This window comes from Streptococcus sp. FSL W7-1342 (assembly GCF_037966635.1).
In the GTDB taxonomy this organism is placed as follows: domain Bacteria; phylum Bacillota; class Bacilli; order Lactobacillales; family Streptococcaceae; genus Streptococcus; species Streptococcus salivarius_D.
This window is the reverse complement of record NZ_CP150200.1, coordinates 630,901-656,809: the sequence shown is the minus strand read 5'-3', so window position 1 is coordinate 656,809 and position 25,909 is coordinate 630,901. Positions and strand designations below refer to the sequence as shown.

Here is a 25,909-nt window from a genome sequence, read left to right as displayed (position 1 = left end):
AACCTAATTCATACCTGATTTAACTCAATTGAGCTAAATATTCTTGAATAACAGCAATCATATCATCAATATCCTCTACATGAAAACAGTTACTATCCCCTTCAATCTCACAATGATTGGTAACATCAAAAGAAAAGATAGGTTTTCTCAATGCAGTAACCTTTTGAATAATATCATAAATCTCTTCATGATAATTGATATCCAAATAAAAATCCAATTTATCCAACACAGCTTGAGCATTGTAACGTGTAAAACGAGGATAAAGCGAAACATTGGAGTAGGCTTCTAAAGCAATTACACTAGGAGCAAAATTTGTGTAAGCAAGGATATTAAATTGAACATTTGGAAATGCTTCCACAAATGTTTCAATATGTTCCATAGCTGCCGAATTCGTAAATACTGCTGTTTGGAATTTGGGCCTTCCTACCAAATCCTTAAAATGACGTTTGGTAATATCCTTTCGTAACAAGATTTCAGACCATTCCAGACCATGATAAAACCACCAGATATCCCGACAACGATTCAAATTCCACTGATACCAAGGCTTCTCTCCCGCATAGTGAATGATTACTGCGTCCTTCTCCAGCTGGTCTGCCTTATCATACCATTCAGGGACGTTAAAGGTGTGAGCAAACGTATCCATACCAACCATCACATTGTAGACTTCTGGTAGTTTTTTCCAACGTCCTTTAAAATGACGATTAAGGATTCCTTGATCTCCAAACTCCTCTTGATGATAGCGATTCGTCAATTCCAGCAACTGGTGGCTAGCTTTTTCTTCTCTCCAAAGCGCAGTGTTCACAAGGAGCACACCTGCATTAAACTTAGAAGCATCTATGCCATCCGTAACTGCGGCCAAAGCATTATTTTCTATATCTTCTTCGAAGAGAGGTGTCAAATCTCCAGTGACAACAATATCAGAATCTAGATAAAGTGCTCGGTCTTCTGTAACAACATCTGCAATAAAATAACGATAAAAAGTAGCATAACTTAAATGATCCATGGGTAGCGAATACCCTTTTATCTGATCAGAAGAAATCTTAATATTCCGAATTTGTGATTGAACAGACTCTAATCTTCTCCCCATCAACCAGAACCACTCCTGAGGGAGATTGTCATTGATCACATAAAAAATAATTTGACTGTTTGTCGCAACAATAGATTTTATAGTTACCTCTAGCTTTTCCATGTAACCATTATCACCAGCAAGAACGATTGCCCTTTTCACTGAAATTTTCCCCCTCTTTTTTCTCAATTATCCTTTTATAAAGTAAATAAGAAATTAATAGCATCTATTAAAAGCTTCTTAGTGATATACCCCTCTTTTAGGAGGAAAGCAAACCCTTGAGCCCTACTACTAATTTCTTGATAGGATTCTGGAGCCATATTTTGAACCAATTGATTGGCTTCTTCCAAACTGTTCACAGCAAATCCTAAACCACGCTCTTCAATCAGATGACTATTTGATAAGGTGTTGGGCACAATCACAGGAATTCCTGCCGCCAGATAGGTGCTGAGCTTATGTGAAATATTCATTTCGTAGTAATCAACATTCTCCCCATCGTTATACTGGGTATTCCAGACAAGACCAAAGCCTCCCTTTGATAGTTCCATCAGGAGTTCTTCATTGCGCTTCCATCCTTCAATCACCAAATTGGCTTCTGGATTGCTCTTTGGCTCATTCGCAAAAACTCGCAAAGGGGTTTCATAAACCCAATTTTGCAACTCTGGAAAGCGTGTCAAAGATCCTGCAAAGAAAATCTCTTTTTTAAATACTGGTTGGTTCAAACTGAGGTTATGAGGATGATCCCAAAATTCTTGAATCAAGATTTTTTCCACAGTCAGACCTGCTTCACACAGACGGTTAACCATTTGTTGTGAAGGCGCAATAATGACATCTGCTTGATTGAACATCTCCATATAAGTCGGCATTAGGTAGGCATTATCACGGAACATTAGTGGAATAACGTCATGGATAAAAATCACTAGTTTGACTCTCAAATCTTTCAGCTTCGCTACAAATTCCGCGTCAAACTCCCAACCATTCCAAGTTGGCGATTGAAAAATCACAATATCACCAAATGAGATACTTGCCATGATCCCATCTAGACGCTTGCTTCTCTCGCTCGGACTATCTGTAGAGATATTATAAAAATAGATTCCAATCTCTCGATACCCCAAAGTACGCGCAATATCCGTCACAGCATTCTGAGCTAAGATGACAGTGCTATCCCCTGCCATACCATATAGATTTGTAATATGTACTTTAGTCATGGTTTCCCTTCTTTATTTTTCTGACATTCGAAAAATCATCTTCAACTCTTCTTTTGTTGCTAGCATTGGATGCATCTTTTGCTTATCATAGGATGATTGATATCTTTTAGAATCTTCCAGCTGAGATAGTTCATCAAGCAAGTCTGTAATTGCATCTTTTTGAAACAGGTGATCTTTTATATAGAGGTCTGGTCGGTGACAGGTTTCCTCAAATGCATATAAAATCATTCCTCTTTCAAGAGCCATTCGATTTCCGTCTAAAATTTCATCCGCATATGCGATATCTAGGTAAATACGGCATTTATTTAATAACCGCTCATAATTCTCACCTGAAATTCCTGGATAAAGGTGAACATTCGGATAATCATTGAGACGTACTAATCGTTCCCCCATCTCTGTCAAGGCTGCAATATGAAACTGAAAATGAGGAAGAGCGGTCACAAGAACTTCAATCTGTTCGATTTCTTGAGTGTTTGTCAAAATGAGAACCTGTGGCTGAAATTCCTTCAAATCTCCCAAATAGGTAGGGAAAAATAATAGACGATCATGCGATGCTCTACCGTTAGCATCACGAACTAACACTTTTACACCCTCGTCCAATAGAGGAGCAAGTTCTGCTTCAGGAAGAGTTGACCGATCATAGAAGATAATCTCCTCCTTCGCAAGTTTGGGTAAAGCCTTCAACAATTCTGGATCAGACAAAAATACTGTTTCAACCTGCAAAAGAACTTCTTGAAGAAGGGCTTTTTTCGCTTCTTCTATCGAGGAAAATCCCTGTTCTAAACCATCGGTCGTTTGATAGAGCGCACGATCATGTTGATGGAATAAATGTAGTTTTCCCATTTTATCATTCGTATAAACAGATAGATGACATTCATTTGCACTCCAAACTTCTTTCAGAAAAAGTCTTCCAGAAAGATCATAATAATCACAAGTAAAACAATTGTCATCTGGATTATACCACTCTACTTTTTTGACCCTTTGAGGGTAATCCTGATAACAGTCTATTCTCCCCCTCCTCACTCCATCAGAAACAATATCCCCATTCGCATACACTTCCCAAAACGGGGGTAACGAAAGACCAGTCATATGCAGAGGTGAATTTACTTTTCGATTAGAAAAAATAAAATCCAGAATATTTTCTATCTGTAGAGGCTGGATGGGTATTCCAATTTGTTCTAGGTCATCTCTCAACCTCTCATCATCTGAAGTCCATTCATTTACCAGATAATACATCGTAATTTTTTCCCCTATTCGTCAAAAACTCTCTCCATTGTCCAATAATTTGATCTGTCATATATCGTTCAGCCAATTTATAAGAACCTTCTCGTAGAAAACTTAAGTTTCCAAAAGCCTTCTGCATACTTCTCTTCAAGTCAGCAACCACTTCTTCATGTGATTGATTTACAAAGGGAACGAGAAAACCATTTCGATCATTTTTAATAAAAGTGGGATTCCCATAGGGAACGTCTGTTCCCACCATGACAAGGCCAGACCCTATCGCCTCTAGTAAAGTTAACCCAAACGTTTCCCACTCGGAAGTGGCCAAATAAAGTTCATATTCCTTAAAACGAGTTTGAAGGTCTTGGTGCCCCTTGAGATGAATATAACTTTGAGCATTTAACTGCTTAATTTTTTCTTCTATTTCTTGCCAAAGCATACCTTGACCATAAATGTCCAATGTAACCTCTGGGATTTTTTCATGCAAGGCCACTACCGCATCAATCGCTAGGTCCAATCTCTTTCTCCGTTCAAACCGTGCTGCAATCATCAGGCTATAAGGCTTGCGATTATCAGAATATTGCAAACTTTCAAGCCCTCCGACTGGCAAGACCGATACAGGCTTATCCGTCGACAAATCCCGTTCTAATTCTTCCTTTTGAGCTTCCGTAGATACAATGATATGGTCGAAATAGTTAGCATACTGAAAAAGAAGGAAATATTCTGAATTGATACAGTCGCCCCAATGGTGTATCGAATGAAGGACACACGATAAGGTTGCTTCACCCTTCATTTTTAAAAGAGTCTGCGTAAAGGTAAGACGCTCTAAACGATCAACAATGATATGGTCTTTTGTAGAAAATTGTAAGGTGCCGATCGCTTGGCTCAAAAGCTCCGACTCACTGTAAAACCAATGAGTCCCCTGCCGATAGACCGATTTCGTCAAATCACCTGGTGTCTTTTTGATTTCCTCCAAAGCTACGGAACCATCCAAATTATAAAAAAGACGCTGAAAGACTCTTGCTTCTAAGCCCGCATCAGTGGGAACAGCTGTAAAATATTCTGTATAAAGCTTTACACTCCCGTAATGTTCCCTACAAAGAAGATGACCAGCTACATAATAATCGACATAATCAACATAATTTGACTTAAGAGTATTTCGATGAAAGACAAGTGAAATCCCATTCTCTTCTGGAAATATTAACTCTTGATCTCGTTCAATTGGAGTGGAATGGAGATTCAAACCTCGCTTCATTTTCTCCACACTCATTGTCAAGGTCATATCACGCTGATCTGTTAATAACATATGTGCTATAACAATTTCATCTTCCGCATATCCCAAAGATAAATAGTAATCCCATTTATATCTAGGAGGAACTTGCGTAAAGACAAAGCGTGCTGGGCACCCCAGTTTCCTAAAGATTTGTCCCCGGTAAGCCTGGGCAACATCGACACCGTTAGGCTCTAATTCCACCATCAGATTAAAAGTGTAAATCATCTCTCCTCCAAGCAAGTTCCAGTTGTACTCTGATAACGATTTTTGTCTCTCTCCACAAGTCTAATCAGCCAATGTGGCCAGATAAGATTTAATTTCTTCCACCATCATTTCAGGGTTCTGAACCGGATAAACATGACTTTCTCCAGACTGGTCCTTGCTAGTATTGTCAAAGGCGTAGATTGGTTTTCCAAGTTTATGAACTTCCTGTGTAATCGACATAATTTCATTAAAATGATTGATATCAAGATAAAAATCTATTTTCTCCAAAACGGTTTCAAAATTATACTGATTAAAACAAGGATAGATTGTCACATTTAGATAACGTTGCAAATCAACCACCTGTGACGCAAAGACCGTATGAGCTAGAATATGGAAATGCACATTGGGCAGGGCTTGAATTAGGTATTCCAAATGTTCCATTTCACACGCATTTGTGAAAATAGCTGTATGGTAGGGTTCCTGTACGGTTAAAGCTCCTAAATCACGATTTATGATTTCTGTACGCAATAATACATCTGACCAATCCAGAGCATAATAGAACCACCAACGATCACCTAAACGGTTATTAAACACCGCCTGCCAGGGCTTACCAGCCGTATAATGGATAATAGAAACCTTTTTATGCTGTTTTGCTTTGATATACCACTCATCACTTTGAGGAGAAGAAGCAGCCACACTATCCATACCAACCATGAAATTATAATCCATATCTAATTCTTTCCACTGGCCAATAAAATAACGATTTAAAAGGCCTTGATCACCATATTCATATTCATGGTATTGATCTGCCACTTCAAACAGTTGAGTGGAAATGTCATGTTCTCTCCAATACTTATTATTAATCAACATGACTCCTGAATTAAAATTTGTCTGTTGTAAATCGTCTCGAACAGCAGCTAAAGGACAATCTCCAAGGTCCGTCTCAAACAAATCCGTCAAGTTTCCATCTACAACAATATCTGAATCAAGGTATAAAACCCTTTCCTCCTCTACTACCTCAGGAATAAAAAAACGGAAATAAGCTGCATAAGATAAATGAGGCCTTGGAAGATGATACTTTCGTAAGTGGTTATCTGAAATCTTCGCATTGACAATTTGTGAGTTGATTTTCTCCAAACGTTTGTTCATCACACGAAACCATTCCGAAGGAAGGTCATCATTAAAAACGTAAAATTTAATGTTATCATTATGCACACAAACTGACTTAATCGTTGTTTCTACCTTGTCCATGTAGCCATTGTCGGCACCTAACGCTATAACTTTATTCATCTAGCTTACCTTTCTTTTCCAATCCAACTCCAACTTAATCTCATTTATCTTCAAATCCGCCTCAAACATGGAAAATCCCTACTTTGTCCACAATTATCATGATTTGTGATACCAAAAAGCATAAACCAGACTTCCTTTTTCAGTTTACTGTATCCACGGCAATTCCAAACAATTGTCTCTGAATTTCTTTCACCATCATTTCAGGGTCCTGATGAGAAAATACACTAGCACCCAACTCTGCTCTGTGAACGACATTATCAAAAGCGAAGACCGGTTTTCCCTTTTCAAATGCCCGGTCGACAATAGAATCTACCTGATCCCAATGATTAATATCCAGGTAGATTTCTGATTGATCTAATAAATCCTCTATAATATCATCATGATGGACGTTTGTGTATAGAGTTACGTTGTCATACTTTTTAAAGGCTTCTAAGCGATCTGAAACATTGGTCTTGGCTGCAATATGAAACGAAACTTCTGGAAGATTTTCTACCAAATAAGTGAGGTTTTCCAGAGTGTCCGAGGCTGTCAGTGTAAACACATGGTGCTCTAATTGTGGCCGCTCTTTTATGATGAGTTCCTCTTTACTTACAACAATGGAGTTACTTGGAATATCCTTATGAATGACTGCTCCTGCACCAATAATGACGTTGTCACCGATCGTGACTCCCTTAAGAATCACAACATTGGCACCAATCCAACAATTTTTTCCGATCGATATCTTTCCATAATTAAAGGCGATTTTTTCTACGTGATAGTTAGAATATTGATGATTATGATCAAAAATACGAACCCCATCTCCAAACATGGTATCCTTACCAATTTCAATATGATGTTCACAACGAATAGAACAGTGATTATTGAAGAAAACACGATTCCCGAGCTTTAGGGTTGCACCATTACCCACCTCTAGACAAACAAAGGAACGCAAGGTGATATCCTGCCCCAATTCAACGTGAGCCGTAGGGTCAATGGTAATCTGTTGAAAATTACCGTTCAAATGAAAGTCTGCCATCTTAATCTTGCGCCTTTCTCATTTTCCTGATTGCTTCCGCCATTTCTTGCCAATGCTCTCTTGGAAATGTACGTTGGTGGTGTTTCCGAGATTTTAAATCATCAAAAGCAAAAATAGGTTTATCCTCAAATCTGAAACCATCAAGTATTTCTAAAGTCTTCTCTCCTGGATTGATATCAAGTAACAAATCACTTATTGATACCAATTCCAAATCTAGGCTACGCATATTATTAATACCAGAATAGACTGTTACATTAGGATAAGTGATCAATCTCGCTAAGCTATCTGATACAATGACACGGGCAGCAATATTAAAGTGAACTTGAGGAAGAGCTTGAATCAAATCCTCCAAGTGAGGAACTTCAGCAATGCTAGTATAAACTAGACAGGTAAATGGTCTACCTTTAGGATAAAGCGCCCTACTCTGCAATGGAGCCAAGCTAACATTCTCAGCTACATCAGACCAATCCAACTGTGCATAGAACCACCACACATCGCGATAAGTTTGCGCTGCCAGAGGAAACCATGGTTTTCTATGGGACAGATAATGAATAACTTTGGGATATTCTTGTCCTTCTGGTAATTGATAATCTGTAAAATGACTATGCAAAACAACATGGTTAAAGTCAAATGGAAGTTCATACCAATTATTTTCAAAGACCATATTCAAGATAGACTGATCGGCTTGATCAACCTTATCATGCCACTCATTAGTCATTTCGATAAGGTGCCTACTCATCTGTTCCTGTCTCCAGTATGCATTATCAATAACTAAAAAGCCTGCATTGAAGATTTCTCGGTGGTAAAAGACACGTCCCCCATAATCTCGGACTGCTGCAACAGGATATCCCTTTAGATCCATTGTAAATAGATCATCAAGTGACCCCGTCACTACCATATCACAATCAATATAAATTACACGGTCCTCTTTGACAAAATCAGAAATAAAATAGCGTAAAAAAACAGTGTAGGAAATATCCGTGCGATATTGGGAAATCTGTGCACTACTTACTCGACAATTAACAATCTCACTACCAAATCGTGCAAGGTGACGGTTTAGCCCCTTAAACCATTCTTGTGGAAAATCACTGTTAATTATATAAAAACGAATATTGCGATGGTGATAGAGAATAGATTTGATTGTAGTTACCACCTGCTCAACATAAGGATAGTTTGCAGCAAGTACAATTGATCGTTTTTTCTCATTATAGTGCTGTGGTGCTAAACTTAATACCTGATATTTTTCCTTGATTCGACGATAAGCTTCTGTTCCTTCTAAGCCCTGAGATGCTCCATTTGTCAAGCAAGACTCTAACATCATACGATAAACAGTCATATGCTTCTCAAGTGGATAACCCCTGCTAGCTAACAAGGCAAGACGCTCTTCCATAGCATATACCAATGCTGACATCCAATCTTCAGTCCAGGTTCTAGATAAACTTTCTGGTCTTTCTCGGTAAGCATACAACCCCTTGTTGAGGTAGATTACGCGATCACTCATTAAATAGGCCTTAAGATTAAAAAAGCCATCCTCTCCAATCTGTCCTTTTGGAAAAAGTAGATCTTCAAAAAGAGTGCGTTTATAAAGTTTCCCCCAAGCTGAAATCAGAGCAAAACTTTTATTGAACTTGGTTTCATATAGACCCTCAATCAACTGTGCAGGAGAATACACTTGTTCATAATAATCCTCATCAGTAATATAAAAATAAAAAAGACTATCGGCCTCATTAAAGAGATAATAATTGGTAATAGCAATGTCAGCATCATAAGCCTTAAGCTTATCATGAAGCTCTTCAACATAAGTATGTTCTACCCAATCATCCGAATCTACAAAGGTCACATACTCACCCGTTGCTTGACGAATACCGACATTTCTTGTATCAGAAATCCCAGTATTTTCTTTTGCAAAGTAAGATATTCGTGAATCCTTACCAGCATACTCACGGCATATGGCGTCACTTCCATCTGTTGAGCCATCATTTATAATAATAATTTCGAGATTCTGATAGGTTTGTTGAAGGATACTATCTAGACACTGTCTAAGGTATTTTTCAACATTAAATACGGGTACAATTACACTAACTTTTTCTGTCATTTTATTTCTTCTTTTATTATTTATAGCACATTATAGTTGTCCAAGCTTTTACACATACGAAGAACTCTAACAAGAACTTCTGTGAGTGAATCATCAACCAAATAAATGGATACAATATTGAGCCTAGTCATCTTCGGGTAAATATTCTGCAATAAAGGCAGAAATATCCTTACTCATAATTTTATCAAGTCGTTCTGAAATTACATGCTCTGGCCAATCCCACCAAGAAATCTTTTGCATGTTGAATCGATCATTAGCATCTGCAATACGGTAGCGAATCAACTTGGCTGGGTTCCCTCCAACAATAGCATAGGGGGATACATCCTTAGTAACCACAGATCCTGCGGCTATAACCGCACCGTCACCTATAGTTACACCAGCCATAATCTGGACATTATTCCCAATCCAGACATCATTACCAACCCTAGTAGGAGATTGAAGGGTGTGATCGTCTTCTATATCTAAGGTCTTATCTGAATAAAATCGCTCTAAACTTTTAAATGGATAGGTAGTCACCAATTCCAAATTGTGATTTGCCGTCACAAAATAAACATTCTGACCAATAGAACAGTAATCCCCTATAATTACCTTTCCACCATGATCATAGTCAACTAAAAAGGGGATACCATAGGTATGTGGACCAACTGACAATGCTCCATAATCAATCAAAAACCTACTGGTAAACTTCGTCTTAAAATCAAAAAGATCAGATTTCATATCATAGAGACGAAGTTCCAAAGGAATAGAGTGTTGATGCCAACCTTCCCAGTATGAATGTCCCTCTTCCTCATAGCAACAATCAAAAGTAGCAGTTAACTGCCTTTGATTAGAATATAAGCAGATCTGATTATTTTGAAAATCCCAAAAGCGTTCATTATCATGACCAGGACTGTCAATATCTCTAATGCTACCATCAGGTAATAATTGAAAAAAACGTTGATGCTGTCTATCCTTATGCGAAAAAACACAAAATCGGCCTGAAACATTCATCACTTCTATCTTCTCCTCCATGACCTAGGTGATGATAACCTAAGTACACCCAACCATTCACTAGTCAACACAATTCATTATCGGATATTATTATGATATTTTTGTCTTTTTCCAAAAATTATCCCTAGTCTTACTTTCTTTATTAAAAAAAACTTGTAAAGACGCTATCTCTTTTTAGAAAAAATACCATAAAAATTACATATTACACTTATTCTAATTATAACTTATTTTTAGTCAAAGAGCCATTATCTCATTTTAATTTTTAAAACCTTTTATTTCATCTTTTTGAGAAAATAAAAAGACTGGAACAAATTATCTCCAGTCTAAAAATATTTATTAGCTAAAAAACTGTAAAATTCTTCTTTCTATTTACGACATACCTATTGTACTAACAATTCTCGTTTATAGATGTTTACCCAACGATACGTCCAAAAGTAAAGATATCCGTCAAGGAATTTCCACCAAGGCGATTCCCAGCGTGAAGACCTCCAGCTACTTCTCCTGCTGCATAAAATCCCTTTATAATATCCCCATCTTCATTAATAACATGTGTTTAAGTATCAATCTTAAGACTTCCCATGGTGTGATGGGGTGCTGGTTTATGAAGCGTCACATAAAATGTTGCTACTTCAATTTGAACTGCACCCAAAGAGTTAGATTTTTCCTGTCTAACTTTGGGAGTCAGTATAATTCTTAACATCTCAGTACTTTACTATAATATTATCACATTTCAAGTTCAGCCATAACTCCCAGTGAAAGCGGTCTTTAGCTATTGACTTTCGTTACCTACGATTAATCTTTCTGATTTTATATTGATAAGCTTAACACAATATCACATAAAACCTACATCCAAGTACAATCTAATAGGGTTATTAACTATCATCTTATCCTCACCCTAATAGTAAAATTGGATGAATGTTAGTAATTCAAATGGACTCCTGTTATAGGATATATTTTTTGGTTCTCGTTAATTGACAGCAATATAGTTTTTATATTTTACCCCTTATCCACAATTTTAATGCGGCTACTACCATCATGTGACTTGATGATGGCTAGTTGCTGGGCGATGCCTTCTTTCATGTCGTCCACGTGACTGATGACACCGACCATACGGTTTTCGCCAATTTGTTCTAGGACCGCGATAGCCTTGGTGAGAGCCTCTTTATCTAGCGAACCAAAACCTTCGTCGATGAAGAGAGCTTCAACAACGGCACCCTTGCTGGTATTTTGCACAACTTCTGAGAGGGATAGGGCAATGGCCAGTGCGGCGATAAAGGTTTCACCACCAGACAAGGATTTAACGGAGCGTTCACTACCTGTCAACTGGTCATAGACGTTAATATCCAAACCAAAGTGATCACGCGCCCTGCGTCCTTCCTCGCTCAAGACAAAGGAATAGCGATTATCCGTTAAGAGACCGATGTAGTTGGCATTGGCATAGTCCAAGATTTGTTGGAAATACTGACGGATAACGTAGACCTCAAGATTGAGACGACCAGTCAGAGCAGTATTTTCTCCCTTAACCACCTTCACCAAATCACTGAGTTCTTGGTGGGCCTTAAAGGCCTCTTGATTGCTGTCTTGAAGGGTTTTGGCTGCCTGGTAGGTAGCATTCGCATCCTTAAGCCCCTTCTCCATGACAGAGACCTGAGCCAATTGCGTATCGTAACTTTCCTGACCGGTTTGGACCTCTTGTGTTAAAGCGACCAAATCTGGTTTTTCTTGATTTTGGAGAAGCTCTTGGCTCTTACTAATCTGGGTCTGCAATTCTTGTTTAAGGGTTTGGTAACTTGTCAATTGGGCCTGAAGCTTAGGAATAGCTTGCTTGTTCACCTCAAGCAGCCAAAGCTGGATTTGCTCTAGGTCATTGGTGAGGGCACCTTCGACCTTAAGACTTTGGTCCAACTCAGCTGATAAACGTTTCATTTCTTGGCTGGTCTTTTCTTTAGACTTGGTCAAGCTCTCAAGCTGCCCCTTGATGCCTTGAATGTCGGCATGAAGTTGGTTGTAGGCTTCACCATTTTCCTTGACTTGCCTATTGTAGAGGTCCAACTCCTGCTTCGCAAGGGAAATTCGTTCTTGATAGACCTCTACAGACTCCAGCTCTGGATGAGCTTCCTGCAATTCTTTTAGACGCTCCTTAGCTTGATCGAGAGCTGCCTTGGCCTCTTGATAGCTCTTAGCCAAATCTATCGCTTTTTCTTGGACTTGCCCTAACTTCTCTTGATAATGGACACGGTCTGCCTCTTCCTTATCATAGCGTTTTTGGAGTTCTTGATAATGCTTCTCAACAGCACTCAACAAGGCTTGCCCACGGACAGCTCCGTAATCCTCTGAAAAGTTAAAATCAAACTGTCCCTTAACTTGCTCTTCGAGTTCTTGATAGTGTTTTTCAAGAGTTAACTTAACTTTAGCCACTTGGTCAAGCAGATCTTGATGTTTAGACTCAACTTCGCTCAAGGTAGCCTGACGGTTTGACAAGGTGGCAACTTGCTTTTCTTTTTGAGCTTGAAGCTCCTCCACCTGGTCCATGAGATCCTTCAAGGCCGTTTCATCAGCCTGTGTCCCATCGACCTTAGGATGATCCAAGGAACCACAGACCATACAGGGCTGTCCATCCTCCAATTCTGCCTGCAACTGGGCAATCATGAGTTGACGACGTGAAGCCAAAGTCGTTCTTAACTTCTCTTCCAGTTCATTTAAGATTTCTTGAGCTTGGTCACTATCCAAAGATAAGGTTTGATGACGTTTTTCCGTCTTTTCTAACTCCTGATTCAAGGCCTCTATTTCTTTCAGGGCCTGAGTCAGTTGCTTATCCACACTGTAGCCCACAGACTGGAAGAGTTTTTCAGCCTCATGTAAACTCTCTAAACTAAGACGATTGGCCTCCAAATCTGTCAAAGACTTGTTTAGAGACTCAATCTCTTTCGAAGCCTGCTGATAAGTTTCTTCCAACTGCTTGTAGTTAGCACTCGACCGTTTGATTTTCTCCTGCTCTTGGGCAAGACTCTGGGCATAGATAATAGCCTCTTTCCACGCTTCCAGTTTCTCTTCTTTTTGAAGAAAATCCTCAGTCTGAGCTGCAAGTGCCACTTTTTGAGCCTTGACTTCCTCAAAAGCCTGCTCCTTAGCCTTTAATTCCTCCTGAGCAATTTCAAGGTCATGTTCTACTTGCAACAACTGCTTCTGATACTGCTTCAAGCTACTAATGGTTTCCTGCAACCCTTGGGCAAACTGCAATTCCTCCAGATGCACTTTAGCCTCTGCCTGTTCCTGAGCACCTTCCTCAATTTCCAGACGGTAACGCTCCTTGGCTTGCTCCAATTCTTGGAAAATCTTTGCTACATCTTGCGCAGTTTGTAAGCTCTTTTGCAGCTTAGCCAAATCCTCATGGGCATCCTTCAAAATGCTTTTCTGCTCTTCAAGATTTTCTTGACGTTGTGCCAAAAGGTCTTCAAGACGTACCAATTTTTCAGAGGCTGGCGTTTGGGCCAGAACAGCTAATTCCTCCTCAGACCAAACCTGACTGGCAAAATGGCCATCTAGCTGAGCCTGGCGCTTATCCATACCCTTATTACTCTGACGAAGACGCTCTTCCAAACTCTTTTGAAAACGGTCAAAAATACCCGTTCCAAAGATTTTCTTCAAAATTTGAGTCTTGGTCTTGGAATCTTCTTTCAAGAAACGACTGAAATCATTTTGCGGAAGAAGGATAATCTGTTTGAACTGCTCAGCATCGAGACCCAAAATCTGCTCAATCTGGTCACTCACTTCCTTGATTTTATCTCCTAGCTTTTCAATCTCCTGACCACCAATCTTATCCACAATGACTAGAGAAGCCGTTGCTTTTTGCATGGTCGTGCCACCGCCTCGCTTTGCCCTCTCCTGCTGGAGAATTCGCTCAATGCGGTAAAGATGGTTACCTTGTTGGAAGTAAAAAGTCACCTTGGTCAAATCATCCTCTGGACTAGCGAAGGTCGACCGCATCTCCTCGACATTACGATCACCACTGGTTGTCGCAAACAAGGACACTGTCATGGCATCAAAGAGAGTACTCTTACCAGCCCCCGTGTCCCCACCAATCAAAAAGAGAGGAGCATGGTCAAACTGGGTGAAATTGATGACCTCCTTACGATAAGGTCCAAAATTGGTCAATTCTAACTGGACTGGTCTCATTGTCGGCTCCTTCCAATCTCCTCAAAAATACTTTCCACAAGGGCAGTCTGTCTTTCTGACAAGACATCGCCCCCAGTCACTGTCTGGTAAAAATCAGAGACAATTTCCTGCGGCGACTGCATTTCCAACTCTTTTAAGTGCTGATCAACAGTCACGTTTTCTTCCCTAACATCACCCAGACGACTGAAGGTGATTTCTACAATATCTGTCCCATAAATTTCTTCCAGACGGGCACGCACATTGATACCCTCTAATTCCTTACGGCTGGACAGTTGAATATCAAAGGCAAACCAAGCCTTTTGACAGGGTTGGTTCTTATAAAATTCAGGTGACATCAAGGTTTCAAAAGGCGCCTGCAAGGTCAAAATCGGCCGTCTAACCTCTAGAGAATGGAAGGTCTGAGACAAGTTACCAGTCGCATCCAATTCAACAATATAAACACCCTTTTCTTCCTTGCGCTTGGCTTCTTTGACATTAAAGGCGACCGGACTGCCTGAATATTGCACGCGCTGGGTCGGACTGGCAAAGCGGGTATGGATATGCCCCAAGGCCACATAATCGAAGGCCCTGAAAAGGTCACTGGTCACATTGGTAAGCCCACCTACTGTATTGCTAGTTTCAGACAACATCAGTTCTCGAAGACTTTGACCATCGCTATCATCCTTCTTAGAAACCGCAAAATGCGTCACCAAAATATGTGATTTGTCGGGATCAAAAGCTTTCTCCATATCCTCAAGAATGTAGGCTAAAGCATCACCAATCCCCTGAATCTCCTTATCCTCATCGTCCTTATAATAAATCCGAGCATCAATAGGATCTATAAAGGGAAGTAGGAAAATCTGGCAATCCTCCAACTCAATCGGCTCAAAGGCCTCCTCCAAACGTGTGCTTAAATGAAGACCCTGAGGTTGAAAAAAGTCTCTCCCAAAATGCAAGCGTTCAGCCCCATCGTGATTACCACTAATGGCATAGACGGGAATCTGCTCCTCCAAGACCAAACGTGCCAAGGTCTTATTAAAAAGTTTAATCGCATCCACAGGCGGCACCGCACGGTCATAGAGATCCCCAGCAATGATGACCCCATCCACCTGTTCACGAATTGCCAAATCCACTATTTGTTGAAAGGCCCACTCCTGCTCCTCCAGCAAAGACCAGCCATTGAGGGTTCGCCCCACATGCCAATCTGACGTATGTAAAAACTTCATGACAGTCTCCTCATTCGTTTTGTCTTACTCTATTGTACCTTATCAAGCTAAATACTGCTTAAAAGATTCACAAACATTCGGAGCTTTCTTGAGTTTTATCTACAAAGACCCAAAAAATCTCTCCCGAGCAATTCACTCGAGAGAGATTTTATTTTTGGAATTTATGAGAGATAAGGTGTGGAAATCTTAGTCTTGGTTTTTACGACGATTCATAGCCGCAAGTCCTGACATAAGTCCCATAACAACAACACCCATTGCTGCGAGGTTGTTATCTGACTCACCTGTTACTGGCAATTGTTCGTCGCCTTCTTTAGCTTTATCAGAACCATCTGCCTTCTTACCATCTTTGTTTCCAGATTTCTTCTTATCTGAACCTTTACCATCTGAAGCGCCATCGGCTGCTGATCCAGAACCTTTAGATCCTTTAGATCCTTTAGATCCGTTTGAGGCCGCTTTTACAGCTTTAGAAGTTGAATTTCCACCATTTCCAGATTGACCATTATTACCATTTGAAGGTGTTGAGCCATCTTCGACCTTACGATAAATATAGGTCACGACTGTTTGACCTTTTGTCATCTTGTCTGTAGATTTACCTTCTTGACGAATCAATTCGTATTTCACACCATTCCGGTAGATATAACGGTCACCGTGAACGTTAACTTCAGAACCAACAGAGTTAGTGATAACGAGTGGCATCTTGATTTGGTTGCCATATTCATCACGGTAGATGACAACGATAGTACCAAGGTCTTTGTTAGTTGTCGGTTTAGCGGGTTCTGCGTTAGTTAACTTATAAATAACCTTTGTATCAGCACCAGGGTTGCTTGGTGTCACAGCAGTCTTCTCGGCCTTGTAACCCTTCACTTCAGGAACAAGTGTCATGGCAGCCTTAGTTGGATCGTTAGGATCATTTGTGTAAGTAACTGCTTCAACACCTGGGATTGGATTACCTTTTTCGTCAACGGCAATAATCTTACCAAATTTAGTGTAAGTAACAGTTTCAACCTTGTTGTCCATAGTGACATCTTGAGAAGCCACACGGCCTTTATCGGCGAAATAACCGTTAACCAATGGTGTGATTACGAGGTCGAACTTAGTCTTATCAGCCTTCCATTCACCTGCAGCAAGAATGTCACCTGTTACAGAATCAAGGGTCAATGAACGTTTCCATTGTGCCTTTTGAACACTGTCAGCTGGCAATTTAGCATTTCTGTTCTTGCTTGTATAGTGAACAGTGTAAGTAACATCTTTAAGGTAAGCATCCTTAGCTGGCCATTTTGGACCGTTTGGTTGGTTAGGGTAGATTGGAGTTCCTGGTTCGTGTGCATTGTCTGGATTAAAGTCAAGTGCTACACGTTTGAAGCTTACTGTCCAAGCTTGGTCAACTGTGCTATCCAAGTCAAAGCTTGCACCAGCTGGGTAACCATCTGTCACAAGGGCATAGCCAAGGTCTTGATAGTGTTTGATACGTTCAGCTGTTGAGTAGTTAATCGCTTCGCCAGACTTACCAGCCAAAGCAACCGTTTCAAGGATTGAACCACTTGTTTCATCACGGTAAGTAACACTTGCTTTTTGATCGTTCTTAACGTAAACAACCTTAGTATCGCTAGACAAGTCACCTGGTGTGGCAGGTACAACCTTAACAGTGTAGCCAGGAATGCTTGGAAGCGTCTTGTCGATAGCAATCATCTTAGTCGCATCATTAGGATCGTTTGTGTAGGCAGTTGTTGATACACCTGGAATTGGATTTCCATTTTCATCCACAGCGATAAATTTACCAAAGGCTTTGTATGTCACTGTGTCTGTTGCATTTGGTGCATCTGGAGTAACTGTCTTACCACCTGCTACAGCTTTATCGGCATAGTAACCAGTAACAACTGGAGTCTTAACTGTTCCATAAGTGTGAGTCGTTTCAGTCCAAGTTGTTGTATTAGTTGTAGGATCTTCTTTACCGTTGAAGCTAAAGTCATTTTGAGTGTTGGCAGCTGGTGTCTTCGTATCAGCACCAGTGTAAGTCACTGTTTGACTTGTTGCTTTAGTGACATCTCTAGTGTCTTTTTCAACGATAATGTGGTAATGGTAACCTGGAGCTAGGTATTGACCACCACCATTGGCATCAATTGAAGCATCCAAACCTTGTGAACCGTTAGCAAATTGAACAAGGTCAACCACACGACTTTGGTTACGGTCCCAAGCACGTTCAGAACGGATAGTTGCAACACCGTTGTTATAGTCGTATTGACGTTCTGACTTCAAGACATCTACGTAAGCATTAGCTTTTGATTTGTCAGCAGTTGCATACTTGATGCGGTATCCTGCTGGTACTGGTGGAAGTTCTGTTACACCAGCATCGTAGATTTTATTGTAAGTCTTACCGTTTGCTGTGATTGTTTCAGTTGAGTTATTGATACGGTAGGTTGAAGATCCAGGAATCTTGTTTCCTGCTTCATCAACATAGTCAATAATACCAAGGTTGGCATAGTTAACGACAACCATGTAATTACCGTTTGTAACGTAGTCATAAGGTCTCATTACTCCACGGTTATCACGACCGACTTTGAGGTGGTTGATGTAGTCAATGTTAACAAAGTATTGTTGACGCCCTGGTAAATAGTCAAGTTTGTAGCCGAGGTTTGTCAAGTCAGGGTTTGTTGAGCCTGCTCCAGCATTTGTCAAAACAGCAACCGCATCAGCTGTACGAAGGCTACGGTTTGATACTGCAAGACCCATAGCGTTGATGAGATTTTCAGAGTTAAGGCTTGCTTCAGCAGCATTCAATTCACTGCTTGTCACAGCCAACTCGCTAGTCGCTACTTTAAGGACGCTATTTACAGCGTTAGTCGTAGACTCTGCACTGGCAGTTTCTGCTACAGTCGCAACTGAAGCAGCCACACTTGTTTGTGCTGATACTTGACCAGCAGCTGGAGTTTCTGCTACAGCTGCTGAGCTAAGAGCTTGTGCACTAGTAACTACAGATGAAGCAGCCGCTGCTGCAGATTCAGAGCTCGCTTGCGATGCAGCCTGAGAAGCTACTTCTGAACTAGCTGCTGTTTGACTAGTTGTTGAAGTTGCTTGGCTGTTTTGAGCTACTGATTGGGGTTGTTCACTAGCCAAGGCCACAGTAGAGATTGAACTTGGTGTGTTTTCTGTTGTTGCTGGAGCTACTGATGCTGTTGTTGGTGTTGATTGCTCCACGACGACATCTGGCTCAGCAGTTGTTTCCATACCTGCGGTAGTTGGTGCTACCGTTTCGTCAGCTTGGGCACCCTGTGCATTTGAGAAGATTGAAACTCCCAAAAGGACAGAGGCCACACCAAAGCTATATTTTCTTAATGAAAAACGTTGGCGTTTATTAAACATATCTCTCATAATAATAAATTTCCTCAATATCCAAATTACTTTATATACGATTTCCATTTTATACTATAATTATTAAATTGTCAAATATATACTAATAATCGTGTAAAAGTTTAACTTTTATTAAAAAACATTAATTTAAAACTTTTATCTAAGTCCTTTGAAACATCAAATTGTTCGTACTTTTGTTTAGCACAATCCCCTATTTTGTCAGTTCTATAATTTTCAAAATACTTTTATATCAAACCATCTTTTATTAAAAACGTTCGTCACTCTAACCTTATTTTTTAGTTATAGTGATATTTATTAAAATTCAAAATTCTCTCCCTTCAAAAGGAATTTTTTTAATGGCTTAACTCACATCTTTCTCAATCCCTTGCCAACACTGACCTAAAGGCTCCTACCACCCGCATTCCCGACAGTATCAAAAACCCCTTTGGCATTTACCAAAAGGGTTTCTTTCATCTATTACTTGAAAATAGAACTTGTGAAACTATCTGTCTCTTGTAGGAGTTTCTTATAGACAGCTTCTTTGAGTTTTGTCGTATGGCTTGTTGACACAGATTTATTGCCATTATTATCTGTTTTAAGACTTGCAGCGTCTTTGGCGACTGCCGCTTTAAACAAGGCTAACAAATCATCGTAAGAGCTTACTGATGCGCCATCAATCGTAACTGTCGTCAAACCATGTGACGCTTTTTCTTTGACTTCTTTGAAGTAAGCTTTCTTGAAGTCTTCTAGGGAGTTGAACTGACCATCAGAAATCTTGCTAATGATAAAGTCGTCTCCAAGGGTATCCTTACCAGCCGCTTTTGCTTCTTGTTTATACTTGTTGGTCGCATAACCTAGGAAACCTTTTTCATAGCCGTAGTATCCCCAGAGTCTGAAGGTATTGTGCTTGAAGGACATAGCACCTGGAGAGCCCTCACTGGTATTACCACCATAAATAGCAGACATCATAGGCACATTGACATAGGCAGAAGAAAAGTCCTCCGGTTTATAAACACCATTTCCAGGTCCACGATTGGTCATGAGGTTATTATCCACAAGGTCATCAATAGTGGTCAAACTAATAGCCTTTTCGCTATCACTTAGAGCACGCACCTTGTCGTATTGGTTTTTACTATTGCCTCGTAGCTGTTTATCTACCTTCTTGAACCATGCGTTATTGAGCTCTTGCTTGCCTTGACCAAGGACTGCTTCTCCTTCAAGTGAATCTAGAAGCATAAGGGTATCGTTGTAGCCCTTCATGTAACGGTCGATGGCCTCACGAGAGTTCAACTTGTTTGGATTGGTGTTGTACCACTGGTTACCATCGTTGGCTCTTTCAAAGGTCATGTTAAGGCCTAGGGCACCGTATTCACCTTGGTGACCTTGAGTAGCTGGTGACTGTAGCATACCTTGTGCATAGGCTTCGACATTTGTTCCTTCACGACGACCAAAACCTCCAAAGTAGGCAATACGGTCATTGATATGGGTTGTTTCATGAGTGAAGGCTGATGCACCGTACTCACTAATCATGTTAGACATGACGAAGGTAACCTTGGCACGATTATCATATGGATTGTCGTAGATGGCAGCATAGGCACCAGCCATAGCTCCGTTATCACCGTAGTACTCACCGACTGGTCCATAGATTTCACGGATTGGCGCATAGACTTCCGTACTGTTCTTAAATTGGCCGTAGCGCTCTGGCCAACCTGGCCAACCATGACCCCAGACATAGAAACCTTCCCAGATTGGATTGACAATGTCTTTGAACAATTTGTTTTTGACATTATCTGCGGCCAATCTTTGCCAGAAATCAAGGTAGTTGATTTGACGTTGAGCCGCTAGATCAATCTCAGGTTTCAACTTTTCTAGGGTTGTGTTGTACTTGTTAGCTGTACCATAAGACATGGTGTCATAGGTAGAAATCAGGAACATTTCTGTCTTATCAAGGTTCAACAATGGCAAAATCATCTTGCGGTGGAGACCACGACTGAGGTTGTCATAAACACGATACTTGTGCTCACCAACACCTTCATTTTGAGACGCTTTCTCTACAACGTAGACCTTATCCTTAGCGGCATCAATGAACCAATCATTCATATTGTCGATAGTGGTAAAGAGTTTTCGGTTGTAGTTGAGGAAGTCGGTAAGATCACTAGAAAGGGTACTCTTAGCGAGAACTTCACCGAAAGCATCGTAGGTTCTTGAACCACTGATATTATTTTCCTTAGAGCCAATCTCAATCAAACGGTCAAGGACATCCACATTTTTACCATAGAAATCTGGTTTGAAGAGCATGATTTCTTTGATGTTAAGATCATCAAACTTCACACCGTAATAACGATTCAAGTAGGTCAAGCCTAGCAAGAGGGCTGCTTTATTCTTCTCAACCTTGTCAAGAATCATTTGTTGAGCAGCTGGTGATTGGTTAAGCTGGTGATCTTCATTTTGAACCAGCTTAGTCACAAGGTTCGTCAAATTAGCCTTAACAGCCTCAAAGCTTTCTTCCAAGAAGAGGTTCTTGATAGCATTGACCTTATTTGGACCTGTACGACCAAGTTTTTGGTAAATTGGATCAGACTGCAACTCAATCGGTTTTAGGATATCAACGATGCCATTGATAAGGCTTGAGTGGTCTTTCTGAACGATATTTGGAGTGTACTTGATACCCAAATCAGTGACAGTGTACTCCTTAACATTGCTCAACCCTTCTGAACTCTCTGAAAGCTTGAAGTAGTCTTTGCTTCCATCAGCATAATGAACAATAATCTTATTAGCATCGCTTAAGTCTGTAACAAAATTACTGTCATTCATTGGAGTTACTGAGAGCACCTCTTTGGTATTCAAGTTGTGGTCTTTAGCCAGTTTGTTGGCTTGGTAGACAATATAATCCTTATTATAGAATGGCTGGAATTTCTCAATATTCTTGTAAGCCTGTTTGTATGCTGGATTATAGTCTTGAATATTGGCAAAATCTGCTTGACTAGAAACGTTGTTAAGGGTGTTCAACGCGTATGGCTCGCTGACAAATGTATCAGCTGTAATCTTGTAACCTTCAACACGCTTGTCAGCTTCTTCCTTGGTCAAATGTTTGAGTTTTTTAGGACTCTTAGTATCTTTACCAGTGCCATCTTCGGCGGAGCTGTAACCAACTACACCAAAGAGGTCTTTGATATGTGGTCCACCATCTTCGTCATTGACATCATTCGAAGCAAAGATTTCTTGGCCCTTGATAACCTTGGCGTAGGTCACGTTGTCTTGAACAGCACCGTATGGCCAAGTCTTAGCGACAATACCACCGACATTTCGTGTGTTTTTGACATCAAGCACACCCTTGGCTACTGAATTGGTCACCTTGGCCTTAGTTCCTGACTTCCAGCTGTTGAGCATGTAGGTAACAAATGGCACCAGCATACTTGCATTGGCATTTTGAGCTGTAATAGTCGCATCGACATAGGCTCTGTTGACGAATCCCATGTAGTTTGAACCAGCAATCCCACCAACTGTCGAGTTATTACCGACAGAGTTAATCTTACCGACAAAGGCGACATTCTCAATTTTGCCATCTTCATCAATCTTATTGACAATACCTGCCACGTCATTGTTACCAGTAACCGAACCAGTCACCTTAACATCTTCAATCAGACCTTTGTTTTTAAGGTTAAATCCAAGTGTCGCGATTTGATTTTGATCAGGGCGATTGATGTCTACATTTTCAAAGTTGATGTTCTTGATAGTTCCGCCATTGATAACATTAAACAATGGATGCTCTAAATCATAGATGGCAAAGCGTTTGTCACCATCACTGAGCAACTTACCAGTAAATTCTGTCGTGATGTATGATTTGCCGTTTGGAACGACGTGACGAGCACTCATGCTTTGACCAAGTCTAAATTCACCTGATGGATTTGCTTGAATGGCATTGACCAACTCAGCAAAATCATAGTAGACATTGGCTTGGCTAGCCTTAGGTTTCTCAATGTAATAGCTATAGGTTTGTGCAAAATGGTTTTGGGCATCACGTTGTACCAAATTGTCCGCTTCTGCAGTTACCTTATAAACCGCCTTGCCATCAACTGTTGTTTCTTCGATGGCTTTCACTGCCAAGTAAGTCGTCTTTTGATCCGCAGAAGTCAGTTTCAAGTAGTAATTCGTGAGATCTTGAGGCACAGCTGTCAGACGAGTCTCATCCACTTCTGTTTGATTGTCATACTTGATCAAATCTGTACGTGCAAAATCTTTAAGCTCAACCTTCTTGAGATCCAGTTGGAGAGTTTGGTCTGCCAAAACCTGACTCTCCTCACCATTGCCACGATCAAAGGTCATGGTTGTTGTAAGAGTATAAGGCTTGTAATAGTCTAAGTTGGTTAGGTCAGCAGTCAAGGTCGTGCTAGGAATATCAAGCGTTTGAACAACCTGTCCATCTTGCTTAAGGACCGCTTTAATAGTCGTGATAGTTGCTGAACCTGGATTAGTCAAGTTGTAGCTAAGTTTGGCACTTCGACCCAAGTCATCCTTGTCAATCTGTGTCAGCGTAAGCACTGGTTTTTCAGATACCTTAGTTCCTTTGCGAACGATACGATCTTGGACAGGCACTAGCACTGTTTCAGTAACAGTTGGTTCTTCAGCAGTCTTGTTTCCCTTATAGGTCTTATAAACCTTGGTGATTTTATTTTGGCCTTTTTGACCTTCTTGGACAACCTGTAAAGTGCCTTTCTCAAGTGTGTCATCTTCTTGGACAATTTCTTTAAATGGAAGCTCTACAATAGATTCTTCGGTCGTTGTGCCATCTAGAGGCTTGCTTCCACGACGGATTTTTCTAGGTTGTGGCACCTCAATAACCTTACCTGACACAATAGTCGGCTCACCAACCTTGACACCATCAATGGTTTGGTAAATTTTCTGGATTTCTTGGCTACCTTTTTTACCCTCTTGCTCGACCACTTCTTCATCCACATACTTGTTATCATCCGTAATCACTTCGATAGGATAATCGATGGCTTGCGTTTCAGTCTCTGTGATACTGCCGACAACTGGGGTATGAACAGGATTCTCAGGTTGAACAAGGGCCTCACCTTCGTGGCCTGATTCTTGTGTTCCTTTGGCACTGGTAGTGTCGCTATTGATTGAACCGGTGTACGCTGGATTGACAGGCTGAACTACAGCTTCACCCTCGTGACCAACTTCCTGGGTGCCATTGGCACTGATTGGTCCTGTATACTCTGGGGCTACGGGTTGAACTAGAGCTTCACCTTCGTGACCTGATTCTTGCGTACCTTTGGCACTGATTGGGCCGGTATATTCTGGGGCGACAGGTTGAACCACAGCTTCGCCTTCGTGACCTGATTCTTGTGTTCCTTTGGCACTGGTAGTGTCGCTATTGATTGAACCGGTGTACGCTGGATTGACAGGCTGAACCACAGCTTCACCTTCGTGACCAACTTCTTGCGTACCATTGGTACTTGTAGTATCGCTACTGATTGAACCGGTGTACTCTGGAGTGGCGGGTTGAACTAGAGCCTCGCCTTCGTGACCAACCTCTTGCGTTCCATTGGCACTGATTGGGCCGGTATATTCTGGGGCGACAGGTTGAACAAGAGTTTCGCCTTCGTGACCTGGTTCTTGTGTGCCTTTGGCACTGGTAGTGTCGCTATTGATTGAACCGGTGTACTCTGGATTGACAGGCTGAACTACAGCTTCACCCTCGTGACCAACTTCCTGGGTGCCATTGGCACTGATTGGTCCGGTATACTCTGGGGCTACGGGCTGAACAAGAGCTTCACCTTCGTGACCTGATTCTTGCGTACCATTGGCACTAATTGGTCCGGTATACTCTGGATTAGCAGGTTGAACCACAGCTTCGCCTTCGTGACCTGACTCCTGAGTTCCCTTTTTCCAACTGATTCCCTCACTATCCTTATCAGCTGTACCCTGATTTACTGTAGTCTCTTCTTTTATTGAAGACTCAAGCCCCTGCAAAGTATTCTCCAAAGGTTGTTCAAGCTCTGGCTTAGCTGAGTAACGCAGATAACCGACATACTCATAACCATCAATTGCAATAACACCTTTAGCTAGGTCCGCCTCGTCTGCAACAGCAAGGGTCTGATTATAGGCCTGCAACTCCTTGTTTTGCAAGGCAAGAACCTCTATTGGCACAAGGAGACTTTGCCCAGCGGCCCCAATCAAGACCAAGCCAATAATCTTTTTACGATGTTTTTTTGAAAAGAGCAACACAGCCATGGTCGCCGTTGCTAGTCCTAAACCTGACGCTACCCAGTCAGAACTTCCTGTCTGAGGAAGACTAGTTTGCGTAGCACCCTTACGTTTGTAGACCAAATAAAAAGTATCTTCATTCTGGTAGTCCTCAGGAATAGCATGGACCACTTGCTGTTGCTCTTCAGCTGTTAATTCATTTTCAGCGACATAGGCCATGTGTACCGTTGCATCCTTAGTAACCTGATCTGCAGAGACTGGTTTAGACACGAAAAAACCACCTGCTAACAAGAATGTCCCGATAGCAACTGGTCCTACACCTACCGACAACTTACGAATGCCGTATTTTGTCACTTTTTCAAAAACATGATTTGCTTGTTTCATTCAAAATCTTCCTATAAGTTAATCCTTGTACCCCAAATGGGCGTCAAAAACAAAGACATTATTGAAAAAATACGCACTCTATACATTTATTAACCTTCTTCCAAAGTCTATCGTATCTTTTTTTTAATCATTAAGCAAGTATTTTCTCTAATTTTTAATCAATATAAAAAACGAGTTGTGATTTGCAACTAGGACTTCATGACAACCAATAAACCTTTTCA

General features: G+C 40.8%; 12 protein-coding genes and 1 pseudogene. All 13 read right to left on the bottom strand.

Annotated elements, in window-relative coordinates:
- Positions 1-19: 19 nt before the first annotated feature.
- Positions 20-1,228, bottom strand: a complete 1,209-nt coding sequence (locus NSQ79_RS03095; protein WP_164332105.1) for a glycosyltransferase — start codon at positions 1,226-1,228, stop codon at positions 20-22.
- A gap of 35 nt (positions 1,229-1,263) precedes the next feature.
- Positions 1,264-2,274 carry a sugar transferase gene (locus tag NSQ79_RS03090; protein ID WP_164332106.1) on the bottom strand — a complete coding sequence of 337 codons (1,011 nt, stop codon included), beginning with the start codon at positions 2,272-2,274 and terminating at the stop codon, positions 1,264-1,266.
- Positions 2,275-2,286: 12 nt separating this feature from the next.
- A complete protein-coding gene (locus NSQ79_RS03085; RefSeq protein ID WP_164332107.1) occupies positions 2,287-3,510 on the bottom strand; it encodes a hypothetical protein in 1,224 nt (407 codons plus the stop codon).
- Positions 3,491-4,993 (bottom strand): glycosyltransferase, encoded by a 1,503-nt coding sequence (locus NSQ79_RS03080; protein ID WP_164332108.1) that lies wholly within the window; start codon positions 4,991-4,993, stop codon positions 3,491-3,493. Before NSQ79_RS03080 ends, NSQ79_RS03085 begins: the two co-directional genes overlap by 20 nt.
- Positions 4,994-5,053: 60 nt before the next feature.
- Positions 5,054-6,262, bottom strand: a complete 1,209-nt coding sequence (locus NSQ79_RS03075) for a glycosyltransferase family 8 protein (RefSeq protein WP_155164750.1) — start codon at positions 6,260-6,262, stop codon at positions 5,054-5,056.
- A gap of 139 nt (positions 6,263-6,401) precedes the next feature.
- Complete coding sequence (locus tag NSQ79_RS03070; protein ID WP_138261658.1) at positions 6,402-7,277, bottom strand: acyltransferase; 876 nt, start codon at positions 7,275-7,277, stop codon at positions 6,402-6,404.
- Between the two features lies 1 nt (position 7,278).
- Positions 7,279-9,372: a glycosyltransferase gene (locus tag NSQ79_RS03065; protein WP_155164751.1), complete on the bottom strand. Its 2,094-nt coding sequence runs from the start codon at positions 9,370-9,372 to the stop codon at positions 7,279-7,281.
- A 123-nt stretch (positions 9,373-9,495) separates the two neighbouring features.
- Positions 9,496-10,365 carry a CatB-related O-acetyltransferase gene (locus tag NSQ79_RS03060; protein WP_013990263.1) on the bottom strand — a complete coding sequence of 290 codons (870 nt, stop codon included), beginning with the start codon at positions 10,363-10,365 and terminating at the stop codon, positions 9,496-9,498.
- 409 nt (positions 10,366-10,774) lie between these two features.
- Positions 10,775-11,002 (bottom strand): annotated as a pseudogene (locus NSQ79_RS03055) (FAD-binding protein); the annotation flags it as partial.
- A 356-nt stretch (positions 11,003-11,358) separates the two neighbouring features.
- A complete protein-coding gene (locus tag NSQ79_RS03050; RefSeq protein ID WP_164332109.1) occupies positions 11,359-14,538 on the bottom strand; it encodes an SMC family ATPase in 3,180 nt (1,059 codons plus the stop codon).
- Positions 14,535-15,743 carry an exonuclease SbcCD subunit D gene (locus NSQ79_RS03045; protein WP_045001586.1) on the bottom strand — a complete coding sequence of 403 codons (1,209 nt, stop codon included), beginning with the start codon at positions 15,741-15,743 and terminating at the stop codon, positions 14,535-14,537. The genes NSQ79_RS03050 and NSQ79_RS03045 overlap by 4 nt, the downstream gene beginning before the upstream one ends.
- Positions 15,744-15,929: 186 nt before the next feature.
- Positions 15,930-19,112 (bottom strand): YSIRK-type signal peptide-containing protein, encoded by a 3,183-nt coding sequence (locus NSQ79_RS03040; protein ID WP_045001585.1) that lies wholly within the window; start codon positions 19,110-19,112, stop codon positions 15,930-15,932.
- A gap of 456 nt (positions 19,113-19,568) precedes the next feature.
- Positions 19,569-25,688 (bottom strand): ZmpA/ZmpB/ZmpC family metallo-endopeptidase, encoded by a 6,120-nt coding sequence (locus NSQ79_RS03035; protein ID WP_164332110.1) that lies wholly within the window; start codon positions 25,686-25,688, stop codon positions 19,569-19,571.
- Positions 25,689-25,909: the final 221 nt, after the last annotated feature.

Coding starts and splice junctions, on each gene's coding strand:
- NSQ79_RS03080 (WP_164332108.1), bottom strand. CDS start 4,993: ATGATTTACACTTTTAATCTGATGGTGGAATTAGAGCCTAACGGTGTC.
- NSQ79_RS03065 (WP_155164751.1), bottom strand. CDS start 9,372: ATGACAGAAAAAGTTAGTGTAATTGTACCCGTATTTAATGTTGAAAAA.
- NSQ79_RS03050 (WP_164332109.1), bottom strand. CDS start 14,538: ATGAGACCAGTCCAGTTAGAATTGACCAATTTTGGACCTTATCGTAAG.
- NSQ79_RS03090 (WP_164332106.1), bottom strand. CDS start 2,274: ATGACTAAAGTACATATTACAAATCTATATGGTATGGCAGGGGATAGC.
- NSQ79_RS03035 (WP_164332110.1), bottom strand. CDS start 25,688: ATGAAACAAGCAAATCATGTTTTTGAAAAAGTGACAAAATACGGCATT.
- NSQ79_RS03040 (WP_045001585.1), bottom strand. CDS start 19,112: ATGAGAGATATGTTTAATAAACGCCAACGTTTTTCATTAAGAAAATAT.
- NSQ79_RS03070 (WP_138261658.1), bottom strand. CDS start 7,277: ATGGCAGACTTTCATTTGAACGGTAATTTTCAACAGATTACCATTGAC.
- NSQ79_RS03075 (WP_155164750.1), bottom strand. CDS start 6,262: ATGAATAAAGTTATAGCGTTAGGTGCCGACAATGGCTACATGGACAAG.
- NSQ79_RS03085 (WP_164332107.1), bottom strand. CDS start 3,510: ATGTATTATCTGGTAAATGAATGGACTTCAGATGATGAGAGGTTGAGA.
- NSQ79_RS03045 (WP_045001586.1), bottom strand. CDS start 15,743: ATGAAGTTTTTACATACGTCAGATTGGCATGTGGGGCGAACCCTCAAT.